At 53.4% G+C, this 21,704-nt stretch carries 18 protein-coding genes; 15 read left to right on the forward strand and 3 right to left on the reverse strand.

What is annotated here, in order from left to right; all coding sequences use genetic code 11:
• Positions 1 to 100: 100 nt before the first annotated feature.
• Both FDX14_RS16255 and FDX14_RS16260 read left to right on the forward strand, forming a co-directional pair.
• Positions 101 to 1,696, forward strand: a complete 1,596-nt coding sequence (locus tag FDX14_RS16255; protein WP_137349839.1) for an acyl CoA:acetate/3-ketoacid CoA transferase — start codon at positions 101 to 103, stop codon at positions 1,694 to 1,696.
• Between the two features lie 13 nt (positions 1,697 to 1,709).
• Complete coding sequence (locus FDX14_RS16260) at positions 1,710 to 2,861, forward strand: acyl-CoA dehydrogenase (RefSeq protein ID WP_038640230.1); 1,152 nt, start codon at positions 1,710 to 1,712, stop codon at positions 2,859 to 2,861.
• Between the two features lie 54 nt (positions 2,862 to 2,915).
• Here FDX14_RS16260 and FDX14_RS16265 read toward each other — a convergent pair whose 3' ends face one another.
• A complete protein-coding gene (locus FDX14_RS16265) occupies positions 2,916 to 3,806 on the reverse strand; it encodes an AraC family transcriptional regulator (RefSeq protein WP_061381443.1) in 891 nt (296 codons plus the stop codon).
• 474 nt (positions 3,807 to 4,280) lie between these two features.
• On the opposite strand from FDX14_RS16265, the gene FDX14_RS16270 reads away from it, so the two are divergent.
• From FDX14_RS16270 to fadK, 5 genes are all read left to right on the forward strand, one after another.
• On the forward strand, positions 4,281 to 5,045 hold the full coding sequence (locus FDX14_RS16270; RefSeq protein WP_137349840.1) for an electron transfer flavoprotein: 765 nt from the start codon (positions 4,281 to 4,283) through the stop codon (positions 5,043 to 5,045).
• Positions 5,046 to 5,066: 21 nt separating this feature from the next.
• Complete coding sequence (locus FDX14_RS16275; protein ID WP_137349841.1) at positions 5,067 to 6,002, forward strand: electron transfer flavoprotein subunit alpha; 936 nt, start codon at positions 5,067 to 5,069, stop codon at positions 6,000 to 6,002.
• Between the two features lie 56 nt (positions 6,003 to 6,058).
• On the forward strand, positions 6,059 to 7,348 hold the full coding sequence (locus FDX14_RS16280) for an FAD-dependent oxidoreductase (protein ID WP_137349842.1): 1,290 nt from the start codon (positions 6,059 to 6,061) through the stop codon (positions 7,346 to 7,348).
• The gene (locus FDX14_RS16285) at positions 7,345 to 7,638 is read left to right on the forward strand and encodes a ferredoxin family protein (RefSeq protein WP_038640220.1); all 294 of its coding nucleotides are present in this window, start codon (positions 7,345 to 7,347) and stop codon (positions 7,636 to 7,638) included. Before FDX14_RS16280 ends, FDX14_RS16285 begins: the two co-directional genes overlap by 4 nt.
• A gap of 81 nt (positions 7,639 to 7,719) precedes the next feature.
• Complete coding sequence (fadK, locus tag FDX14_RS16290; protein ID WP_061381445.1) at positions 7,720 to 9,357, forward strand: medium-chain fatty-acid--CoA ligase; 1,638 nt, start codon at positions 7,720 to 7,722, stop codon at positions 9,355 to 9,357.
• Positions 9,358 to 9,424: 67 nt separating this feature from the next.
• Here fadK and ppsA read toward each other — a convergent pair whose 3' ends face one another.
• The gene (gene ppsA / locus FDX14_RS16295) at positions 9,425 to 11,803 is read right to left on the reverse strand and encodes a phosphoenolpyruvate synthase (RefSeq protein WP_042308787.1); all 2,379 of its coding nucleotides are present in this window, start codon (positions 11,801 to 11,803) and stop codon (positions 9,425 to 9,427) included.
• A 328-nt stretch (positions 11,804 to 12,131) separates the two neighbouring features.
• On the opposite strand from ppsA, the gene ppsR reads away from it, so the two are divergent.
• From ppsR to FDX14_RS16335, 8 genes are all read left to right on the forward strand, one after another.
• Complete coding sequence (gene ppsR / locus FDX14_RS16300; RefSeq protein ID WP_038640212.1) at positions 12,132 to 12,965, forward strand: posphoenolpyruvate synthetase regulatory kinase/phosphorylase PpsR; 834 nt, start codon at positions 12,132 to 12,134, stop codon at positions 12,963 to 12,965.
• 126 nt (positions 12,966 to 13,091) lie between these two features.
• Positions 13,092 to 14,138 (forward strand): 3-deoxy-7-phosphoheptulonate synthase AroH, encoded by a 1,047-nt coding sequence (gene aroH, locus FDX14_RS16305; RefSeq protein WP_137349843.1) that lies wholly within the window; start codon positions 13,092 to 13,094, stop codon positions 14,136 to 14,138.
• Positions 14,139 to 14,308: 170 nt separating this feature from the next.
• Positions 14,309 to 14,497, forward strand: a complete 189-nt coding sequence (gene hemP, locus FDX14_RS16310) for a hemin uptake protein HemP (protein WP_038640207.1) — start codon at positions 14,309 to 14,311, stop codon at positions 14,495 to 14,497.
• 74 nt (positions 14,498 to 14,571) lie between these two features.
• The gene (locus FDX14_RS16315) at positions 14,572 to 16,557 is read left to right on the forward strand and encodes a TonB-dependent hemoglobin/transferrin/lactoferrin family receptor (protein ID WP_137349844.1); all 1,986 of its coding nucleotides are present in this window, start codon (positions 14,572 to 14,574) and stop codon (positions 16,555 to 16,557) included.
• Between the two features lie 47 nt (positions 16,558 to 16,604).
• Positions 16,605 to 17,636 (forward strand): hemin-degrading factor, encoded by a 1,032-nt coding sequence (locus tag FDX14_RS16320; RefSeq protein ID WP_042308795.1) that lies wholly within the window; start codon positions 16,605 to 16,607, stop codon positions 17,634 to 17,636.
• On the forward strand, positions 17,633 to 18,454 hold the full coding sequence (locus FDX14_RS16325; RefSeq protein ID WP_137349845.1) for a heme/hemin ABC transporter substrate-binding protein: 822 nt from the start codon (positions 17,633 to 17,635) through the stop codon (positions 18,452 to 18,454). Before FDX14_RS16320 ends, FDX14_RS16325 begins: the two co-directional genes overlap by 4 nt.
• Positions 18,454 to 19,446: a FecCD family ABC transporter permease gene (locus FDX14_RS16330; RefSeq protein WP_137349846.1), complete on the forward strand. Its 993-nt coding sequence runs from the start codon at positions 18,454 to 18,456 to the stop codon at positions 19,444 to 19,446. Before FDX14_RS16325 ends, FDX14_RS16330 begins: the two co-directional genes overlap by 1 nt.
• On the forward strand, positions 19,439 to 20,218 hold the full coding sequence (locus FDX14_RS16335) for a heme ABC transporter ATP-binding protein (RefSeq protein WP_137349847.1): 780 nt from the start codon (positions 19,439 to 19,441) through the stop codon (positions 20,216 to 20,218). Before FDX14_RS16330 ends, FDX14_RS16335 begins: the two co-directional genes overlap by 8 nt.
• Here the strand turns inward: FDX14_RS16335 and selO are convergent.
• Complete coding sequence (gene selO, locus FDX14_RS16340) at positions 20,215 to 21,657, reverse strand: protein adenylyltransferase SelO (RefSeq protein ID WP_137349848.1); 1,443 nt, start codon at positions 21,655 to 21,657, stop codon at positions 20,215 to 20,217. The genes FDX14_RS16335 and selO overlap by 4 nt on opposite strands.
• Positions 21,658 to 21,704: the final 47 nt, after the last annotated feature.

The raw sequence follows: 21,704 nt of genomic DNA on the forward strand, positions 1-21,704 counted from the left end.
CACGAATATCTGGCTGGCAGCTAAGCCTGATTAAATTAACTCACAATATTATTGTCGACTATAACGACAGGTAGTCGCACGCATATAATCTGGAGTTTATATGAAATTTCCGAGACCAAACCGTATCGATGGTCGGGTACCCGTATTATCCGCAGCAGAAGCCATTAATTATATTCCTGATGAAGCAACACTTTGTGTATTAGGCGCAGGTGGCGGTATTCTTGAAGCAACTACATTAATTAATGCATTGGCAGAAAAATACAAAAACACGCAATCACCACGTAATTTATCATTAATTAGCCCAACGGGATTGGGTGACCGTGCCGACCGCGGAATCAGCCCGCTGGCGCAGGAAGGTTTAGTCAAATGGGCGCTCTGCGGCCACTGGGGGCAATCGCCACGAATCTCCGACCTGGCGGAGCAGAATAAAATCGCTGCCTATAACTATCCTCAGGGCGTATTGACCCAAGCTCTGCGAGCATCAGCAGCCCACCAGCCTGGCATTCTGAGTGACATCGGTATCGGTACGTTTGTCGATCCTCGCCAGCAGGGCGGCAAACTGAATGAGGTAACGACCGAAGATCTGATCAAAGTGGTGGAAATCGATAACAAAGAGTACCTCTATTACAAAGCCATTGCGCCAAACATCGCTTTTATTCGCGCGACTACCTGCGATAGCGAAGGCTACGCCACCTTTGAAGATGAAGTGATGTATCTTGATGCGCTGGTGATTGCCCAGGCCGTACACAACAACGGCGGGATCGTCATGATGCAGGTGCAAAAAATGGTGAAGAAAGCCACTTTGCATCCGAAAGCGGTGCGTATTCCGGGCTATCTGGTCGATATTGTGGTCATCGACCCCGACCAAACGCAACTGTACGGTGGCGCGCCGGTTAACCGTTTTATTTCCGGCGATTTTGTCCTCGATGACAGCCAGCAAACGGCCCTGCCGCTCAATCAGCGTAAATTGGTGGCCAGACGCGCGCTGTTCGAAATGCGTAAAGGCGCGGTCGGCAACGTTGGCGTGGGCATCGCCGACGGGATTGGCCTTGTCGCCCGCGAAGAAGGTTGTGCCGACGATTTTATTCTGACGGTCGAAACCGGCCCGATTGGCGGCATTACGTCTCAGGGCATCGCGTTTGGCGCCAACGTTAACACCCGCGCCATTCTGGATATGACCTCCCAGTTTGACTTCTACCACGGCGGCGGGCTGGATGTGTGTTATTTAAGCTTTGCTGAAGTGGATCGGCACGGCAACGTCGGCGTACATAAATTCAATGGCAAAATTATGGGCACCGGCGGTTTTATCGATATTAGCGCCACCTCAAAGAAAATTATTTTCTGCGGCACGTTAACTGCCGGAAGTTTGAAAACGGAAGTTGCCGATGGCAAGTTAAATATCGTGCAGGAAGGTCGGGTGAAAAAATTCGTTAACGAATTACCTGAAGTGACGTTCAGCGGGAAAATTGCCCTTGAGCGTGGTCTCGATGTGCGCTACATCACCGAACGCGCTGTATTTACGCTAAAAGAAGATGGCCTCCATTTAGTTGAAATTGCGCCAGGAGTCTCTTTGCCGGAAGACATTCTCGACAAAATGGACTTCACGCCGATTATTTCCCCAGACCTGAAATTGATGGACGAAAGATTATTTATCGATGCCTCGATGGGCTTTGTATTACCCGACGCAGCCAATTAAAAGGAGTACCCTGATGGACTTTTCATTAACTGAAGAACAAGAACTGTTGCTTGCCAGCATTCGCGAGCTGATTACCAGCAATTTCCCGGAGGAGTATTTCCGCACCTGCGATCAGACGGCGACTTATCCGAAGGAATTTATGCGAGCCCTTGCGGACAACGGCATTTCGATGCTGGGCGTTCCGGAAGAGTTTGGCGGCATCCCGGCTGATTACGTCACCCAGATGCTGGCGCTGATGGAAGTATCAAAATGTGGCGCGCCCGCATTTTTGATCACCAACGGTCAGTGCATCCACAGTATGCGACGTTTTGGTTCCGCCGAGCAGCTGCGTAAAACAGCAGAAAGCACCATGGAAACGGGCGATCCGGCGTATGCGCTGGCATTAACCGAACCGGGAGCAGGCTCCGATAATAATAGTGCCACCACCAGCTACACCCGCAAAAATGGCAAGGTGTATCTCAACGGGCAAAAAACATTTATCACCGGCGCTAAAGAGTATCCGTACATGCTGGTCCTGGCTCGCGACCCGGAGCCGAAAGATCCGAAGAAAGCCTTTACGCTGTGGTGGGTGGATTCTAAGAAACCGGGCATTAAGGTTAACCCACTGCATAAAATCGGCTGGCACATGTTAAGCACCTGCGAAGTCTATCTTGATAACGTTGAAGTGGACGAAAGCGATATGGTCGGCGAAGAAGGCATGGGCTTCCTCAACGTAATGTACAACTTTGAAATGGAACGCCTGATCAACGCCGCGCGCAGCACGGGGTTTGCCGAATGCGCCTTCGAAGATGCCGCTCGTTACGCTAACCAGCGCATCGCATTTGGTAAGCCGATTGGTCATAACCAAATGATCCAGGAAAAACTGGCGCTGATGGCAATAAAAATCGAAAACATGCGCAATATGGTGCTGAAGGTCGCCTGGCAGGCCGATCAGGAACAGTCGCTGCGAACCAGTGCGGCACTGGCAAAACTGTATTGCGCACGTACGGCAATGGAAGTGATTGACGACGCGATTCAGATCATGGGCGGACTGGGTTACACCGATGAAGCACGAGTATCCCGATTCTGGCGCGATGTCCGCTGTGAGCGGATTGGCGGTGGTACCGATGAAATCATGATTTACGTCGCGGGTCGCCAAATCCTGAAAGATTATCAAAATAAGTAAGCGGTATAACTGACCGGATAGCGCAGATGCGCTATCCGGGACCGTGCGGGGGAATCAGACTTCAGGCATCAGGCATTCTTGCTCAGCAAGGTTATTTTTAAACTGCTTACGATAATCGCTGGGAGTACATCCCACATGCCGCTGAAAAAGTTTGGCAAAATGATCAACGTTCTCATACCCTACCCGCCACGAAATTTCCGCCAACGAGGCCTCGGTATTGGTCAGGGAAAATTTCGCCTCTGTCATTCGTCGCTGAATAACATAATTGATGGGTGAAATACGATACTCCCGGGTAAATTCATGACAGATATAGCTCACGCTGGCGCGGAATTTTTTAGATAATTGTTCGAGAGTGATCTTTTCGCGGAAATTGTTATTTAAATAGACTAATACATCTTTTATTAAAACATCTTTTTTAATATATCCCTGTTCAGAGCGGTAAGCATTTTTAAAGTTTTCGTAATATAAAACGGTTAATGCATACGCGAATGCGTCATAAGCAGAAGATGTCAGGTTGTTCTTACTCTGCGGGAGCATCACCCCCAGTTCATTAAAAATACTCTTAATAACCTCTTTACCCTGACTGACGCTAATGACCGGACACGAGTGCGTCTGCAATAGCTGATTATCCTGCCAGCCGTTAAACCGAAAACCATAGAGCGCACAGGTGTAAGTGGTAGCCGGTGCGCTGCTATCAGATGCAACCGCATGCAATCGCCCTTGCTCAATCACCACAATGTCCCCGGCATGCGCTACATATAGCGAAGAGTCGATGATTAATCTTGCAACACCCTTTTTGACATAGATAAGCTCCGTTTCATTATCATGAACATGATGGCCGGACTCCCAGTTAGGATCATCGCTAATGACGAATCGGGAAAGTCTCGGCGTTTTCCCCTGCTCAAAAAGGGTCTCCATGGCATTATCAAAGCAGCGTTGATACATGACAACCTCCACCTAAAGGCAGTAATTTTGCGAATAATTAATATCGGAAAGCGAAAACGATAATGATGTTATACAACGTTATTCCTTGCTGGCGAAACAAAATTATTTGCGTCGACTGCAAGATGATACCTCCTGCCCCGTCGCGCTGTTCTCCACGATTATTGCCGTTTTATAAAAAACGAAAAGAATAAATGTTATTAATTCAACATTAACAATTTACATATCAGAAACAAATTAAGCGTATAAACGCTAAAAAACAGGATGCATTTCGCAATTATCCTTCCCTGGTTTGTGTGTTCTTTTTTTTCTTCAGTACACACTCCCGAGTTCCCGTTTATAAAACAAGCATCCCCGCAGCATTTTTTTTTGCAAGATTGTTGGGAATGAAAACAGATTGCTCCGTCGAAAACAGTCCCCTCTCTGCCGCACACTATTTTCAGTTAATTTTCCCTACTGTGGATGACTGGAGATGCCATGAAAATAATAACCTGCTTTAAGTTGGTGCCTGAAGAACAGGACATTGTTGTTACCCCACAGCGTTCGCTTAACTTTGACCGGGCCGACGCCAAAATCAGCCAGTTTGATCTGAATGCGATTGAGGCCGCGGTGCAACTGAGTATGGAGGGTGATGAAATCGTCGCTTTAACCGTAGGCGGCTCGCTACTGCAAAATTCCAAAGTGCGTAAAGACGTGCTGTCACGTGGACCGGACAGTTTGTTCATGGTGCAGGATCCACAGCTGGAGCATTCATTGCCCCGCGACACCGCTCAGGCGCTGGCCTGTGCGGCCAAAAATATGAATTTCGACCTGATGCTGTTCGGCGAAGGATCGGGGGATATCTACGCCCAACAGGTTGGCTTACTGGTTGGCGAACTGTTGCAACTCCCGGTGATTAACGCCGTCAGCAACATCCAACGTAACGGCGACCGCATTGTGGTTGAGCGCACGCTGGAAGATGAGGTCGAAGTGATTGACCTGCCGCTCCCCGCTGTACTCTGCGTAACCTCGGATATCAACACGCCGCGTATTCCCTCAATGAAAGCCATTCTCGGCGCGGGTAAAAAGCCCGTCACGCCGTGGCAAGCCAGCGATATTGGCTGGACGCCTGCGTCACCGTTAGCGGAACTGGTAAGCCTCACCGTACCGCCACAAACAGAACGTAAGCACATCATTCTGGAAAATGACTCGGCTGAAGCCATTGCCGAACTGGCGGAACACCTGAAAAAAGCCCTGAACTAATCTCAACGGAGAGAAATTGTCATGAGTAAATTAGCTAACGTATGGGTGTTCAGCGATAACGTAGAACGCTACGCAGAATTAATGGCCGGCGCGCGTCAGTGGGGTGAACACGTCCATCTTATTGTACAAGGCAGCGAACAGGCTAATCAGGTTAAACCTCTGGGTGCCGATAAGATAATCGTGCTCGAAGCCCCCTCCGGTTTACAGCGTGTAGAAAATTACGCCGAAACCATCGCAGCGCTGATGCAAGAACACGCCGGAATGCTGTTGATGCCCGCCACAAAGCGCGCGAAATCACTTGGGGCACGGTTAAGCATCCAACTCAATGCCGCGATGGTGAACGACGCAATATCGGTGACGCTTGAGGATAACACCGTGTTCGAAGAGCACCGCATGTATGGTGGTCTGGCATTCGGCAAAGAAAAAATCAAAAGCGCGCTGGCAATTATCACGCTAGCCCCAGGCCTGCTTGAACCCGTAGCGGAAAACGCATCGCACAATTGCCCTGTTGTCTCGGCAGCTTACATCGCACCGCTTCATGAAATTATGTGTCAGGAACGTCGCGCCAAATCCGTGAGCAGCGTGGACCTCAGTAAAGCAAAACGTGTGGTTGGCGTGGGTCGAGGCCTGGTTGCGCAACACGATCTGGAGATGGTGCACCAGCTGGCATCCGTACTGGGGGCAGAAGTGGGCTGTTCACGCCCGATTGCCGAAGGCGAAAACTGGATGGAGCGCGAACGCTACATTGGCGTTTCTGGTGTGTTACTGAAGTCAGATCTTTACCTCACGTTGGGCATCTCAGGACAAATTCAACACATGGTCGGCGGTAACGGCGCGAAAGTCATTGTCGCTATCAACAAAGACAAGAAAGCCCCTATTTTCAATTACGCCGATTACGGCCTGGTAGGCGACATCTATAAAGTTGTTCCGGCTCTTATCGAACATCTCAGCCGCTAATCCCCCCATTTAACGCACATCTCCCGCTGCCTTGCGGCGGGAAAGGAGCATAAAGCATGTCAGATGAAAAATTTGATGCCATTGTGGTCGGTGCTGGCGTGGCGGGTACCGTTGCAGGCTACGTTATGGCGAAGGCCGGGCTGGACGTGCTGGTCATCGAACGCGGAAACAGTGCGGGCAGTAAAAATATGACCGGTGGGCGACTCTATGCGCATACTCTGGAACGCATCATGCCGGGATTCGCGCAAGAAGCGCCACTCGAACGTAAAGTGACCCGCGAAAAAATATCCTTCCTGACCGAAGAGAGCGCCGTAACGCTCGACTTTCATCGGGAAAAAGACAACGCGCCAGCACAGGATTCTTACACCGTGTTGCGCAACCGGCTTGATCCCTGGCTGATGGAAAAAGCAGAACAGGCAGGCGCGCAGTTCATCCCCGGCGTCCGCGTTGATGCGCTCATCCGCGAAGGTACCAGGGTCACCGGCGTGCAAGCCGGTGACGATATCCTCGAAGCCAATATTGTCATCCTGGCCGATGGCGTCAACTCAATATTAGGACGGTCGCTGGGGATGGTACCGCCCTCTTCCGCTCACCACTATGCCGTTGGCGTAAAGGAGTTGATCGGCTTACCGCCGGCTGTGATTGCAGATCGATTCAACCTCTCAGGCGATGAAGGCGCAGCCTGGCTGTTTGCCGGTTCACCGTCGGATGGACTGATGGGGGGAGGCTTTCTGTATACCAACCAGGACTCGGTCTCTCTGGGGCTGGTATGCGGGCTGGGGGATATTGCTCACGCGACGAAAAGTATTCCGCAGATGCTGGAAGACTTTAAGCAACACCCGACTATTCGTCCACTGATTGCGGGAGGAGAACTGCTGGAGTATTCCGCACATATGGTGCCGGAAGGCGGTCTGGCAATGGTACCCAAGCTGGTTGATGACGGCGTAATGATCGTCGGCGATGCCGCGGGTTTCTGTCTGAATCTGGGTTACACGGTGCGTGGTATGGATTTAGCAATAGCCTCCGCAGAAGCCGCTGCCCAAACCGCCATTGCAGCCAAAGAACGCCGGGACTTCTCCGCCAGCAGCCTGATGGACTACAAACGCGCCCTTGAACGGGGCTGTGTGATGCGTGATTTACAGCATTTTCGCAAGATCCCGGCGCTGATGGAAAACCCGCGCTTGTTCACCCAATACCCTCGCATGGTCGCGGATATCATGAACGATATGTTCACCGTTGACGGACGTCCGAACCAGCCGATTCGTAAGATGATGATGTCCCATGCGAAGAAAATTGGGTTGATGAACTTACTGAAAGACGGCATCAAGGGGGCAACTGCGCTATGAGTCAGGACAATACCGTTAACGTCGACGTCAAGCTGGGCGTCAATAAATTCAATGTCGATGAAGGTCACCCGCACATTATTCTGGCCGAACATCCCGACCTTAACGAATTTCGCAAACTGCTGAAGGCCTGTCCCGCCGGACTGTATAAGCAGGACGAGAGTGGAAATATTCATTTTGATTCTGCTGGCTGCCTGGAATGTGGCACCTGTCGGGTGCTGTGCGGCGATACGATCCTCGAACAATGGGAGTATCCGGCAGGAACATTTGGCATTGATTTCCGCTACGGCTAACGGATTGAGCCGTTGCACCCCGGATCGGCCTCCACGGCCAATCCGGTCAGACGTATGCCGATATTATCCTGGGAATAACGAATGAGTATCACACTAACATTTAACGCCGAACGTCGCGAAGCCTGGCGACAACAAGGTTTATGGGGAGATGCTTCGCTTGGCGATTACTGGAACCAAACAGCCAGAGCCATGCCGGATAAAATCGCCGTGGTTGATAATCATGGCGCTTCATATACCTATGCCGCACTCGACGGTGCCGCCAGCAGTCTGGCGAGCTGGTTTTTAGCCTGCGGTATTCAACCCGGCGATCGCGTCGCTTTCCAGTTGCCGGGCTGGTGCGAATTTACCATTATTTATCTGGCCTGCCTGAAAACCGGAGCCGTTTCCGTCCCGTTACTACCCGCCTGGCGCGAAGCGGAGTTGGTATGGGTATTGAATAAATGCAAAGCGAAGATTTTTTTCGCACCTACCCTGTTTAAACAAAGCCGACCGGTCGATTTGATCCTCCCCTTACAAAACCAGTTACCGCATCTGCAACAGATTGTCGCCGTGGATAAACTGGCGCCGGCAACCACCTCGCAGGCGCTCAGCCAACTGCTTTTAGCCCCGCCGTTGAGTCAAACGATTAACGTCCACGCGGATGAACTGGCAGCGGTACTGTTTACCTCCGGGACCGAGGGAATGCCGAAAGGCGTAATGTTAACTCACAATAACATTCTTGCCAGCGAACGCGCCTACTGCGCCCGTCTCAATCTCACCTGGCAAGATGTGTTTTTAATGCCCGCGCCGCTTGGCCACGCTACCGGTTTTCTGCACGGCGTTACCGCACCATTTTTAATCGGCGCACGCAGCGTGTTGTTGGATATTTTTACTCCAGACGCCTGTCTCGATCTGCTGGAGCAACAGCACTGCACCTGCGTACTCGGCGCAACGCCATTTGTCTATGACATGTTGTGTCGCATGGAAAAACGATCCTGTGATCTCTCATCGCTGCGCTTTTTTCTATGCGGAGGTACCACCATTCCGCAAAAGATTGCCCGTGACTGCCAACGGCTCGGCATTAAATTGTTAAGCATATATGGCTCAACGGAGAGCTCGCCGCATGCGCTGGTCAATCTCGATGATTCACCTTCCCGCATGATGACCACCGACGGCTATGCTGCCGCAGGGGTCGAAATAAAAGTCGTCGATGAAGCGCGCAATACCCTGCCCGCAGGAGTAGAAGGTGAAGAAGCCTCGCGTGGTCCCAATGTTTTTATGGGCTACCTCGATGAACCCGAACTGACCGCCCGTGCGCTGGATAAAGAAGGTTGGTATTACAGTGGCGACTTGTGCCGGATGGACGACGCGGGATACATCAAAATCACCGGGCGTAAAAAAGATATTATTGTGCGCGGTGGGGAAAATATCAGCAGCCGCGAGGTGGAGGATATTTTATTGCAGCATCCACGCATTCATGATGCCTGCGTTGTCGCGATGCCGGACGAACGGTTAGGTGAAAGGTCGTGCGCTTATGTGGTACTAAAAGCCCCACATCATTCGCTGTCGCTGGAATCTGTCGTCGCCTTTTTTAGCCGCAAACGGGTGGCAAAGTATAAATACCCGGAGCATATCGTGGTTGTCGAGAAGTTACCGCGCACAGCGTCCGGTAAGGTACAAAAATACCAGTTGCGTCAGGATATTATTAAACGTTTGAGCATGGAGAGTGTTGCAGGATAGAGTGCCGGATGGCGATGCTAACGCATCTTATCCGGCCTACGTTGAATAGGCCGGATAAGGCATGATATTACTTGTTCAGTTCAGCCAGGCTCAGCCAGGTCTGTACTACGGTGTCCGGGTTCAGCGACAGACTGTCGATCCCCTCTTCCATCAGCCAGGCCGCGAAGTCTTCGTGGTCAGAAGGTCCCTGACCGCAAATACCCACGTATTTGCCCTGTTTCTTAGCAGCGCGAATCGCCATCGACAGCAGCGCTTTCACCGCGTCGTTACGCTCATCAAACAGTTCAGAAACCACACCCGAGTCACGGTCCAGGCCCAGCGCCAGCTGCGTCATGTCGTTTGAGCCGATGGAGAAGCCATCGAAGTACTCAAGGAACTGTTCTGCCAACAGGGCGTTAGACGGGATCTCGCACATCATGATGATCTTCAGGCCATTCTCGCCGCGTTTCAGCCCCTGACGCGCCAGCTCTTCAACCACCGCTTTCGCCTGGGCAACGGTACGTACAAACGGTACCATCACTTCAACGTTAGTCAGACCCATGTCGTTACGGACACGTTTCACCGCGTCACATTCCAGTGCGAAACAGTCGCGGAAGCTGTCTGAAACGTAACGGCCCGCCCCGCGGAAGCCCAGCATTGGGTTCTCTTCGTGCGGTTCATAACGCTCACCGCCAACCAGGTTAGCATATTCGTTGGACTTAAAGTCCGACATACGCACGATGACGCGTTTCGGATAAAACGCCGCGCCCAGCGTCGCGATCCCTTCCGTCAGACGACCAACGTAGAATTCACGCGGAGAGTCGAAACCTTTCATCATGCCGCGGATTTCATTTTGCAGCTCAGGCGTCTGGTCATCGAACTCCAGCAGCGCACGGGGGTGCACGCCGATCATGCGGTTGATGATAAATTCCAGACGCGCCAGACCAACGCCTTCGTTCGGCAGGCAGGCAAAGTCGAAAGCCCGGTCCGGGTTGCCGACGTTCATCATCACCTTCAATGGCAGATCCGGCATAGTCTCCACGCTGGAGCTCTTCACGCTGAAATCAAGCATCTCAGCGTAAACATAACCGGTGTCGCCTTCGGCACAGGAGACAGTGACCTTCTCACCATCCTTCATGCGCTCAGTGGCATCGCCACAGCCAACCACGGCAGGGATCCCCAGCTCACGGGCAATGATCGCCGCGTGACAGGTACGGCCGCCACGGTTGGTCACAATCGCTGCCGCTTTCTTCATGATCGGTTCCCAGTCCGGGTCGGTCATATCAGTCACCAGTACGTCGCCGGGCTCAATACGGTTCATTTCGCTGATGTCGTGAATAACTTTGACCGGGCCGGCGCCAATGCGGTGACCGATGGCGCGACCTTCAGCAATAATTTTACCCTGGGCGTGCAGCGTATACCGCTCCATCACCTGCCCGCGAGAACGCACGGTTTCCGGACGAGCCTGAACAATGAACAGCTTGCCTGTATGACCGTCTTTCGCCCATTCGATGTCCATCGGACGACCGTAGTGCTTCTCGATCTGTACCGCCTGCTTCGCCAGTTCCTGCACTTCGTCATTGGTCAGAGAGAAAATATCGCGCTGTTCCTGCGGCACATCCTCAATGGTCACCTGCTTACCGTGTTCCTGGGTTGGCGCGTAGACCATACGGATTTTTTTCGATCCCATGGTGCGACGAACGATAGCCGGACGGTTAGCCGCCAGAGTCGGTTTGTGGACGTAGAACTCATCCGGGTTAACGGCCCCCTGCACCACCATCTCGCCCAGGCCCCATGCGGAAGTGATAAACACCACCTGGTCGAAACCGGATTCGGTATCGATGGAGAACATAACGCCTGAGGACGCAAGGTCGGAGCGCACCATCCGCTGGACGCCAGCAGAAAGCGCCACGCCACGGTGGTCATAGCCCTGGTGAACACGATAAGAGATCGCGCGGTCGTTAAACAGCGAAGCAAATACGTGTTTGATAGCGACCAGGACAGCATCGAAGCCCTGGACGTTGAGGAAGGTTTCCTGCTGACCTGCAAATGACGCATCTGGCATATCTTCTGCGGTGGCGGAAGAACGCACGGCAAAAGAGGCATGGGCATCGTCTGCTGACAGCTGCGCGTAGGCATCGCGGACGGCATTTTCCAGCTCCGGCTGGAAAGGAGTGTCGATAATCCACTGGCGGATCTGTGCCCCGGCTTTCGCAAGCTCGGTAACATCATCAATATCCGTTTTATCCAGCAGCTCATAAATGCGCTGGTTTACACCGCTTTGGTCCAGAAACTGGTTAAACGCATCGGCGGTTGTTGCAAAACCATTCGGTACGGAAACACCCATACCGGAAAGGTTAGTAATCATTTCACCCAGGGAGGCATTTTTGCCCCCAACTCTGTCTACATCATTCATGCCGAGTTGGTTATACCAAAGCACCAGCGGTGACGAGCCATTGTTGGACATCGAACAATCCTTATATATGAACGAGGTTAGGAAACTCAATTTTGCGTATTTATCTTTGCATATTTACCGCGGCGAAAAAAACGGTGAATCGTTCAAGCAACTTTATTTTTTATTTTTTAAGATTGTTTCCGCATTTGCGCAAACCCGCGAGCGACACGGGATCACCACAAAAACTATCGGTATAAACATTTGTTCCGAAAAATGAAATGTACTTTTCATTAAATATAAAAATAGCGTTTCAGTTTATAAAAGTGATAGCGCAATATTCGCTTCTGGCGAATTTTAATTTATGCTTTCAGAGAATTATGTCTGCCCCAGGATGCACAAAATGGATAATGCTGTTGATCGTCACGTTTTTTATATTTCTGATGGTACGGCCATCACCGCCGAGGTATTGGGCCACGCGGTAATGTCGCAATTTCCGGTCACTATCAACAGCATTACGCTGCCGTTTGTTGAAAACGAGAGTCGCGCGCGCGCGGTTAAAGACCAGATTGATGCCATTTACCAACAAACCGGCGTGCGCCCTCTGGTGTTTTACTCCATCGTCTTGCCGGAAATCCGCTCAATCATTCTGCAAAGCGAGGGGTTTTGTCAGGATATCGTGCAGGCGCTGGTCGCCCCATTGCAGCAAGAGATGAAGCTCGACCCAACGCCGATAGCCCATCGTACCCACGGCCTGAATCCCGGCAACCTCAACAAGTACGATGCGCGTATTGCCGCCATTGATTACACTCTTGCCCATGACGATGGTATTTCGTTGCGCAACCTCGATCAGGCGCAGGTGATCCTGCTCGGCGTTTCCCGTTGCGGCAAAACCCCGACCAGTTTGTATCTGGCCATGCAGTTTGGTATCCGCGCGGCCAACTACCCCTTTATTGCCGATGATATGGATAACCTGGTGCTGCCCACGTCCCTGAAGCCGCTGCAACATAAACTGTTCGGTCTGACCATCGACCCCGAACGCCTGGCGGCGATCCGCGAAGAGCGACGCGAGAACAGCCGTTATGCCTCTCTGCGCCAGTGTCGGATGGAAGTTGCCGAAGTGGAAGCACTGTACCGGAAAAATCAGATCCCATGGTTGAACAGTACCAATTACTCGGTAGAAGAGATTGCCACCAAGATCCTCGACATTATGGGGCTGAATCGCCGCATGTACTAGAATGCTAGTGCATTGGTTCGATTTTTTGTTATTATGCTCGCCACCAGGCCGGATGAGTGTGATATTGTGATGCACATCACTTCCCGGTAGTCCTGCCGTTGAAGCAACAAATTTCTGAGACAAGTAATGAACAGAACCGATGAACTCCGTACTGCGCGTATTGACAACCTGGTCACTCCAGCAGAGCTTGCGCAGCGGCATCCTATTTCGTCCTCCGTCGCCCGTCATGTTACGGACTCCCGACGCCGGATAGAAAAAATATTGAACGGTGAAGACCCCCGTTTGCTGGTGATCGTAGGCCCTTGCTCGATTCACGATCTTGATGCCGCAGTGGAATACGCCACGCGTCTACAGGCGCTGCGCGAAAATTACCAGACGCGTCTCGAAATCGTGATGCGTACCTATTTTGAAAAGCCACGCACCGTCGTGGGCTGGAAAGGCTTAATTTCCGACCCGGATCTGAACGGCAGCTACCGTGTGAACCACGGCATTGAGCTGGCGCGTAAATTGCTGTTGCAGGTCAATGAACTGGGTGTACCCACGGCAACGGAATTCCTCGACATGGTGACCGGCCAGTTTATTGCCGATTTAATCAGTTGGGGCGCCATTGGCGCGCGCACCACTGAAAGCCAGATCCACCGCGAAATGGCGTCTGCTCTTTCCTGCCCGGTTGGGTTTAAGAACGGGACGGATGGCAATACCCGTATCGCCGTCGATGCGATTCGCGCCTCCCGCGCCAGCCATATGTTCCTCTCCCCGGATAAAACCGGCCAGATGACCATTTATCAGACCAGCGGTAACCCATACGGGCATATCATTATGCGCGGTGGTAAAAAGCCAAATTATTATGCTGAAGATATTGCCGCCGCCTGCGATACCCTGCACGAATTTTCCCTGCCTGAGCATTTGGTCGTCGATTTTAGCCACGGTAATTGCCAGAAGCAGCATCGCCGTCAACTGGAAGTGTGTGATGACGTATGCCAGCAAATTCGCAACGGTTCGACGGCGATTGCCGGGATCATGGCGGAAAGTTTCCTGCGCGAAGGCACGCAAAAAATCGTTAGCGGTCAGCCGCTGGTTTACGGTCAGTCGATTACCGACCCGTGCCTGAACTGGGAAGATACTGAACTGCTGGTGGACAAACTCGCCTCTGCGGTTGATAGCCGTTTTTAACGCTGTACACCGGGTAACACCACGTTGCCCGGTGGTAATTCTTTGTTTTTCCCTTCATTGTTGTGCAAAAACCGTTCCCGTCACAATTATTTCACAAAAACGCTTGCCGCAAATTTGCAGTTTGATGATAATGATTATCATTGTTACATTGATTGCTATTTTTAAACTCTATGTCACGTATGGATAACACAACAGCAACGCCTGCAAAAGAAAAAACACCGCCTGCCGTCGCCGCAACCGAGCGTCGCATTGACAGTAAAAGTCTGCTGGGCAAAGAAGGACGCGTGATTATAGAGCACGATGGTCAGCACTACCTGCTGCGCCAGACCCATGCTGGAAAACTCATTCTGACTAAATAAACAACACTTTTCGCCAGCCACCCAGGTAATACCCAGGCAGCCAGCGCTTTTCGATTTTCTAATGGAGAGTTGCTATGCCACACCTGCACACCGCATCCTTGCGCCCATCGCTCCTGGCGTTGGCGATTGTCAGTAATCTTCCCGTCGTTGCCTGGGCGGCGGTAGAGGATATGACCGTCACCGCCACCGGCAACGCCCGTAGCGCCTTTGAAGCGCCGATGATGGTCAGCGTTATCGACGCTACTGCACCTGAAAACCAGACTGCCAGCTCGGCAGCCGACCTGTTACGGAAGGTTCCGGGCCTGTCCCTGGACGGTACGGGCCGGACAAATGGTCAGGACGTCAATCTGCGCGGCTATGACCGTCGCGGCGTTCTGGTACTGGTAGATGGCGTTCGCCAGGGAACCGATACCGGGCACCTGAACAGTACCTTCCTCGATCCGGCGCTAATCAAGCGGATTGAAGTGGTACGCGGCCCTTCCGCACTGCTGTATGGCAGCGGCGCGCTGGGTGGCGTAATCGCCTATGACACTGCGGATGCTAAAGATCTGCTGGCAGCCGGACAAAACAGCGGTTATCGCGTGTTCGGTACCGCAGCTACCGGCGATCATAGCCTCGGTATGGGCGCCAGCACATTTGGCCGCACCGATACCCTCGATGGGCTGCTGGCCTGGTCCAGCCGCGATCGCGGTAATTTGCGCCAGAGCGACGGTACTACCGCTCCGAACGACGAAGCGATTAACAATATGCTGGCGAAAGGCAGCTGGAAAATTGACAGCGCTCAGACGCTGGCCGGCTCGCTGCGTTATTACAACAATGATGCCCGGGAACCTAAAAACCCACAAACCAGCGCGGCGGATGCCACCAGCAATCCAATGACCGAACGCTCAACCATCCAACGCGATGCGCAACTGACTTACTCCCTCTCCCCGGCGGATAATGACTGGCTGAACGCGGATGCGCGCATCTACTGGTCCGAAGCGCGTATTAATGCACAAAACACGGATAGCACCGGCGAATTTCGCAAGCAGACCACCAAAGGCGGGAAAATCGACAACCGTAGCCGCCTGTTTACCGACTCATTTGCTTCTCACCTGATGACCTACGGTGGCGAATACTATCGTCAGGAACAGCAACCGGGTGGCGCAACCACCGGTTTCCCGGAGGCAAAAATCGATTTCAGCTCCGGCTGGCTACAGGATGAAATTACCCTGCGCGACCTGCCGGTTACGCTGTTGGGTGGTACCCGGTACGATTCTTATCGCGGTAGCAGCGACGGCTATGAAGACGTCGATGCCGACAAATGGTCGTCCCGCGCTGGACTCACCGTTGCACCTGCCGACTGGCTGATGCTTTTCGGTTCATACGCTCAGGCCTTCCGTGCCCCAACCATGGGCGAGATGTATAACGATGCGAAGCACTTCTCGATTGGCCGTTTTTACACCAACTACTGGGTGCCAAACCCGAACCTGCGTCCGGAAACCAACGAAACACAGGAATACGGATTTGGCCTGCGCTTTGACGATCTGTTGATGGCAAGCGATGCGCTCGAATTTAAAGCCAGCTATTTCGACACCAAAGCCAAAGATTACATCTCTACCAGCGTCGATTTTGCCGCCGCGACAACGACATCCTATAACGTTCCCAACGCCAAAATCTGGGGCTGGGACGTAATGGCGAAATACACCGCCGACCTGTTCAGTCTCGATATGGCCTATAACCGCACGCGGGGTAAAGATACTGACACGGGCGAGTACATTTCCAGCATTAACCCTGACACCGTCACCAGCAAACTGAACGTACCGGTTGCGCACAGCGGTTTCTCCGTTGGCTGGATAGGTACATTTGCTGACCGCTCAACGCACATCAGCAGCAACTACGCCAAACAACCCGGCTATGCGGTAAACGACTTCTACGTGAGCTATCAGGGGCAACAGGCGCTAAAAGGCATGACCACCACACTGGTACTGGGCAACGCCTTCGACAAAGAGTACTGGTCGCAGCAGGGCATTCCGCAGGATGGCCGCAATGGCAAAATTTTCGTGAGTTATCAGTGGTAATCACTTTTCCCCGGTTCGCCGGGGCAGCAATCTGGAAGGAAGAGACAATGAATCACCACACACGCTGGCTGGAACTGAAAAAAGAAAATCCTGGCAAATATGCACGTGACATCGCGGCTATGATGCACATCAGCGAGGCAGAACTGACCTTCGCGCGCGTCGGTCATGACGCCTGGCGCTTACGTGGCGAAGTCCGCGAAATCCTCGGCGCGCTGGAAGCCGTAGGCGAAACAAAATGTATTTGCCGCAACGAATATGCGGTGCATGAGCAGGTCGGCACCTTTACCAACCAGCACCTGAGTGGGCATGCCGGGCTGGTACTCAATCCACGCGCCCTCGATCTGCGTCTGTTCCTGAATCAGTGGGCAAGCGCCTTTCATATCAGAGAAACAACCGCTCACGGCGAGCGTCAGAGCATTCAGTTTTTCGACTATCAGGGTGATGCATTGCTGAAGGTCTATGCCACACAAAATACCCTCGTTGAGGAATGGGCTGCGTTACTGACCCGTTTCATCTTTGCAGAAAACCCGCCACTGGTGCTGCAACCTGTCAACAATTCTGCGCCTGCCGCCGTCACCGTTGATGCACAGACCGTTGATCAAGAGTGGCGAGCCATGACTGATGTCCACCAGTTTTTCGGTCTGCTGAAACGCCACGATCTCACTCGCCAACAGGCATTTAATCTGGTGGGGGACGATCTGGCCTGCAAAGTTCCTAATAGCGCACTGGCGCAGTTACTCGATACCGCGCGTCAGGATGGCAATGAAATTATGGTTTTTGTGGGTAATCGCGGCTGCGTACAAATTTTTACCGGCGTAATAGAAAAACTGGTGCCGATGAAAGGCTGGCTGAATATATTCAACCCAGCATTTACATTACATCTGCTGGAAGAAAGCGTGGCTGAAACGTGGGTAACACGCAAACCAACCGCCGATGGACACGTAACCAGTCTGGAACTGTTTGCGGCCGATGGCACACAGATTGCCCAACTGTACGGTCAACGTACGGAAGGTGAACCGGAGCAAACGCAATGGCGCGCACAAATTGATGCACTGACGCCGAAAGGGCTGGCCGCATGAACAAAATCCTGCTCCTGATTGCGTTGCTACCCGTTACTGCGCTGGCGGCCCCCGAGGAAAGAGTCGTCACTTTGGGTGGCGACGTCACCGAAATTGTGTACGCGCTGGGGGCGCAGTCAACGCTTGTGGCGCGAGACAGCACCAGCCAGTGGCCTGAAGCCGCAAACGCCCTGGCTGACGTCGGCTATTTACGCCAGCTTAACGCCGAAGGGATCCTTGCCACCCGCCCTACGCTGGTCCTTGCCAGCGCGCAGGCGCAGCCTTCTCTGGCGCTAAAACAGGTCGAGCAGAGCCACGTCAAGGTTGTTACGATCCCGGCAAACAACGACCTTAACGCGATTGATGAAAAAATACGCGTCATTGCCGAGGCGACTCACCGGGAGGCCGATGGTGAAACGTTGCGTGCAACCTTACGTCAGGAGCTGGCGGCGCTCCCGTCATCTGAACTTAACAAACGCGTCCTGTTTATTCTTAATCATGGAGGGATGACCGCCATGGCCGCAGGCCAGCAAACCGGAGCCGATGCGGCTATTCGTGCCGCCGGTTTGCGCAACGCGATGCAAGGGGTTAACCGTTATCAGCCTCTTTCACAAGAAGGTGTGATTGCCAGCCAGCCGGACCTGGTGGTGATTTCACAGGAAGGTGTTAAGGCAATGGGTGGCGAGGCGAACCTGTGGGCGCTGCCGGGGCTGGCGCAAACACCTGCGGGACGGAATAAACAGGTATTACAGGTTGATGATATGGCACTGCTTGGCTTCAGTATCCGTACGCCGCACGCCATACTGCAGCTTCGCGCGAAAGCAGAGCAATTACCCTGATGTCCCGACGAATCACCTGTTCTTTGTGGGTCATGGCGCTAATGCTGGTCGGAATGACAATTTTGGCTACCGGTTTTGGCGCGTTGCGCCTGCCGGTAAGTCTGCTCTGGCGTGATGACAATGAAACTCTGCGTCAAATCTGGCTCACTATTCGCCTGCCCCGTGTTCTGCTTGCGCTGGTGATTGGCGGTTCTCTGGCGCTATCCGGTTGTGTGATGCAGGGACTGTTTCGCAATCCGCTTGCCGACCCGGGATTACTCGGAATTAGCAGCGGTGCAGCCTGCGCCGTCGCCCTGTGGGTGGTACTGCCTGTCTCTTTGCCCGCGCTGCTGATGCTGTATACGCCAATGTTGGCTGCATTTGTCGGTGCGCTGGCGGCAACCGTGGTGATTTTTATCCTCAGCCAACAGCGCGACGGCTCACTCTCGCGGCTGCTGCTGGTCGGTATAGCGATCAACGCGCTCTGCGGGGCGGCTGTTGGTGTTCTGTCGTGGGTCAGTAATGATGCGCAACTGCGCCAGCTGTCGCTGTGGGGGATGGGAAGTCTGGGCGCTGCGCAATGGTCCACGCTGCTGGCGGTTACCTCGCTGGCTATCCCGACGGTGCTGATCATCTGGCGTCTGGCTCCGGCCCTGAACCTGCTGCAACTGGGTGAGGAAGAGGCACATTATCTTGGCGTGAATGTGCGTACAATCCAGCGTATTTTGCTGCTTTGCAGCGCCTTGCTGGTAGCCGCAGCGGTAGCAGTAAGCGGCGTAATTGGCTTCATCGGGCTGGTTATCCCGCATTTAATGCGGATGTGGCTCGGCGCAGACCATCGGGCCGTTATCCCCGGTTCCGTGCTGGCGGGCGCGTTTTTATTACTGATTGCCGACACGCTGGCCCGCACTTCAGTTGCGCCGGCGGAAATGCCGGTCGGTCTGTTAACCAGTCTGCTCGGCGCCCCGTGGTTTTTATGGCTTATTTTTCGTCAGCGAGGATCGCATGGCTGAATATTTCGTTGCTGAAGGGCTTCACTATCGCGTGGCGGGCAGGTCGGTGATTGCTGATGTATCGCTTGCCCTCGCAAAAGGTGAACTGGTGGCGCTCATCGGCCCAAACGGGTCGGGGAAATCTACCCTGCTGCGCCTGTTGACCGGTTTCCTCAAACCGATTGCCGGGCGCTGCGTGCTGGCGGGCAAAGCGCTGAATGAGTGGCATACGCAGACCCTGTCGCGCCATCGGGCGGTGATGCGTCAGCAAACGCAACTGGGATTTGACTGGCCGGTAGAGGCCGTTATCGCGATGGGACGCGCGCCCTGGACCCAGCGTTCGGAACCTCGCCTTATCGCGCAGGTGATGGACATGACCGGATGCACACCATTGGCAGGTCGGCAATACGCCGCGCTTTCCGGCGGCGAGCAACAGCGCGTGCAGTTAGCCCGAGCCCTGGCGCAACTCTGGTGCGACGGAGCGCCTCGCGGCTGGTTATTTCTTGATGAACCCACCTCTGCGCTGGATCTTTACCACCAGCAGCATCTGCTGCGGTTACTGAAAACGCTTGTCGCTTCAGGAGAGTTGCATGTGTGTATTGTGCTTCACGATTTGAATCTCGCCGCCTTGTGGGCTGACAGAATAGTGTTATTGCATAATGGCAGGCTGGCGTCGCAAGGGACGCCGGAGACCGTGTTACGGGCCGATGATCTGATGCGCTGGTACGGTGCTCAGGTTCACGTTGGCCATCATCCGGCCAACGCGACCCCACAGGTATTTCTGGCACCTTAGCTTGAACAGCTCACTTCCAGCCGTTTGCCCCAGTCAGGCGGCCGACTGACATAGTCATCATCGCGATCCACAAACGGGGTACGCAACGCCTGGTGCAGCCGATGTAGCTCGGCGTAATCTCCCTGCTCCGCCTGACTAATCGCCCGTTGCGCCAGCCAGTTGCGTAAAACCATCGCCGGGTTTGCCGCCTTCATCTGTGTTTGTCTGACATCGTCAGCAACGCTGTCCTGTTCCAGACGCGAGCGATACCGCGTGAACCAGCCGTCAAAAGCCGCACGGTCCACAAACTCATCGCGTAGCGGAGATAGCGCACTGTGTTGTTCCGTCAGACTGAGCATGCGAAACGTTCGCGTATAGTCGCTTCTTTCTCGCGCCATCAGGCTAAACAGTTCACTCAGCAGCTCGTTATCGTTTTTCTGCTCGCTAAAGAAGCCGAGCTTTTGCCGCATCCGTTGACCGTAACGCGTTAACAGCGCCAGTTGGTAATTGTCCAGCGCATCATTGAGCGCCTCGACAGGGACAAATGGCGACAGGGTTTGCGCCAGACGTTGCAGGTTCCACAACGCGGCGGCCGGTTGATTATCGAAACTGTATCGTCCCTGATGATCGGAGTGGTTACAGATAAAATCTGGCACGTAGTCATCAAGAAAACCATACGGACCGTAATCCATCGTCAGCCCCAGAATCGACATGTTGTCCGTATTCATAACGCCATGCGCAAACCCTACCGCCTGCCAGTCGGCGATTAAGCATGCGGTACGCGTGACAATATCGCTAAACCACAGCTGATATTTATCGGCTTCTTCCTGCCAATGCGGCCAGTAATGACGAATCGCGAAGTCTGCCAGTTGACGGACTTTCTCCGGCTCGCGACGATAGTAAAAGTGTTCAAAATGGCCAAAGCGCATATGGCTTTGCGCCACGCGAATGAGCATCGCCCCATGCTCTACCGTTTCGCGATATACCGGCGTGTCGCTGGTGACAATCGACAATGCGCGCGTGGTGGGAATGCCCAGATAGTGCATCGCCTCGCTGGCCAGACTTTCGCGAATGGTTGAACGCAGCACGGCGCGTCCATCGCCCATGCGGGAATAAGGCGTGAGTCCGGCGCCTTTCAGGTGCCAGTCAAGCGTCGAGCCATCAGCAAGCTGTTGTTCGCCCAGCAGGATCCCGCGTCCGTCGCCAAGCTGTCCTGCCCAGACGCCGAACTGATGTCCGCTATAAACTTGCGCTAAAGGCGACATTCCGGGAAGCAAGGATTCGCCTCCCCAAACGCCTGAACCATCTGGAAGAGTAAACAGCGCCGCAGGAATAGCCAATTGCTCAGCCAGAGCATCGTTATGCCAGATAAGATGCGCGTTTTTCAGGGGCGTGGGCGAGAGTGCTGTATAGGTTGCTGGTAATTCATCACGCCAGCGGGTGGTAAAAGACAGGGTCATAAGGCCTCCTGTCTCTAGTGTAGACTGTTAATAGCCTGTTAAACACC

This window comes from Citrobacter sp. wls710, assembly GCF_005281115.1.
Classification (GTDB): Bacteria; Pseudomonadota; Gammaproteobacteria; order Enterobacterales; family Enterobacteriaceae; genus Citrobacter; species Citrobacter werkmanii.

Coding starts and splice junctions, on each gene's coding strand:
- FDX14_RS16335 (WP_137349847.1), top strand. CDS start 19,439: ATGGCTGAATATTTCGTTGCTGAAGGGCTTCACTATCGCGTGGCGGGC.
- selO (WP_137349848.1), bottom strand. CDS start 21,657: ATGACCCTGTCTTTTACCACCCGCTGGCGTGATGAATTACCAGCAACC.
- FDX14_RS16270 (WP_137349840.1), top strand. CDS start 4,281: ATGAAAATAATAACCTGCTTTAAGTTGGTGCCTGAAGAACAGGACATT.
- FDX14_RS16255 (WP_137349839.1), top strand. CDS start 101: ATGAAATTTCCGAGACCAAACCGTATCGATGGTCGGGTACCCGTATTA.
- hemP (WP_038640207.1), top strand. CDS start 14,309: ATGTCACGTATGGATAACACAACAGCAACGCCTGCAAAAGAAAAAACA.
- aroH (WP_137349843.1), top strand. CDS start 13,092: ATGAACAGAACCGATGAACTCCGTACTGCGCGTATTGACAACCTGGTC.
- FDX14_RS16260 (WP_038640230.1), top strand. CDS start 1,710: ATGGACTTTTCATTAACTGAAGAACAAGAACTGTTGCTTGCCAGCATT.
- FDX14_RS16325 (WP_137349845.1), top strand. CDS start 17,633: ATGAACAAAATCCTGCTCCTGATTGCGTTGCTACCCGTTACTGCGCTG.
- FDX14_RS16315 (WP_137349844.1), top strand. CDS start 14,572: ATGCCACACCTGCACACCGCATCCTTGCGCCCATCGCTCCTGGCGTTG.
- FDX14_RS16330 (WP_137349846.1), top strand. CDS start 18,454: ATGTCCCGACGAATCACCTGTTCTTTGTGGGTCATGGCGCTAATGCTG.
- FDX14_RS16285 (WP_038640220.1), top strand. CDS start 7,345: ATGAGTCAGGACAATACCGTTAACGTCGACGTCAAGCTGGGCGTCAAT.
- fadK (WP_061381445.1), top strand. CDS start 7,720: ATGAGTATCACACTAACATTTAACGCCGAACGTCGCGAAGCCTGGCGA.
- FDX14_RS16280 (WP_137349842.1), top strand. CDS start 6,059: ATGTCAGATGAAAAATTTGATGCCATTGTGGTCGGTGCTGGCGTGGCG.
- ppsA (WP_042308787.1), bottom strand. CDS start 11,803: ATGTCCAACAATGGCTCGTCACCGCTGGTGCTTTGGTATAACCAACTC.
- FDX14_RS16265 (WP_061381443.1), bottom strand. CDS start 3,806: ATGTATCAACGCTGCTTTGATAATGCCATGGAGACCCTTTTTGAGCAG.
- FDX14_RS16275 (WP_137349841.1), top strand. CDS start 5,067: ATGAGTAAATTAGCTAACGTATGGGTGTTCAGCGATAACGTAGAACGC.
- FDX14_RS16320 (WP_042308795.1), top strand. CDS start 16,605: ATGAATCACCACACACGCTGGCTGGAACTGAAAAAAGAAAATCCTGGC.
- ppsR (WP_038640212.1), top strand. CDS start 12,132: ATGGATAATGCTGTTGATCGTCACGTTTTTTATATTTCTGATGGTACG.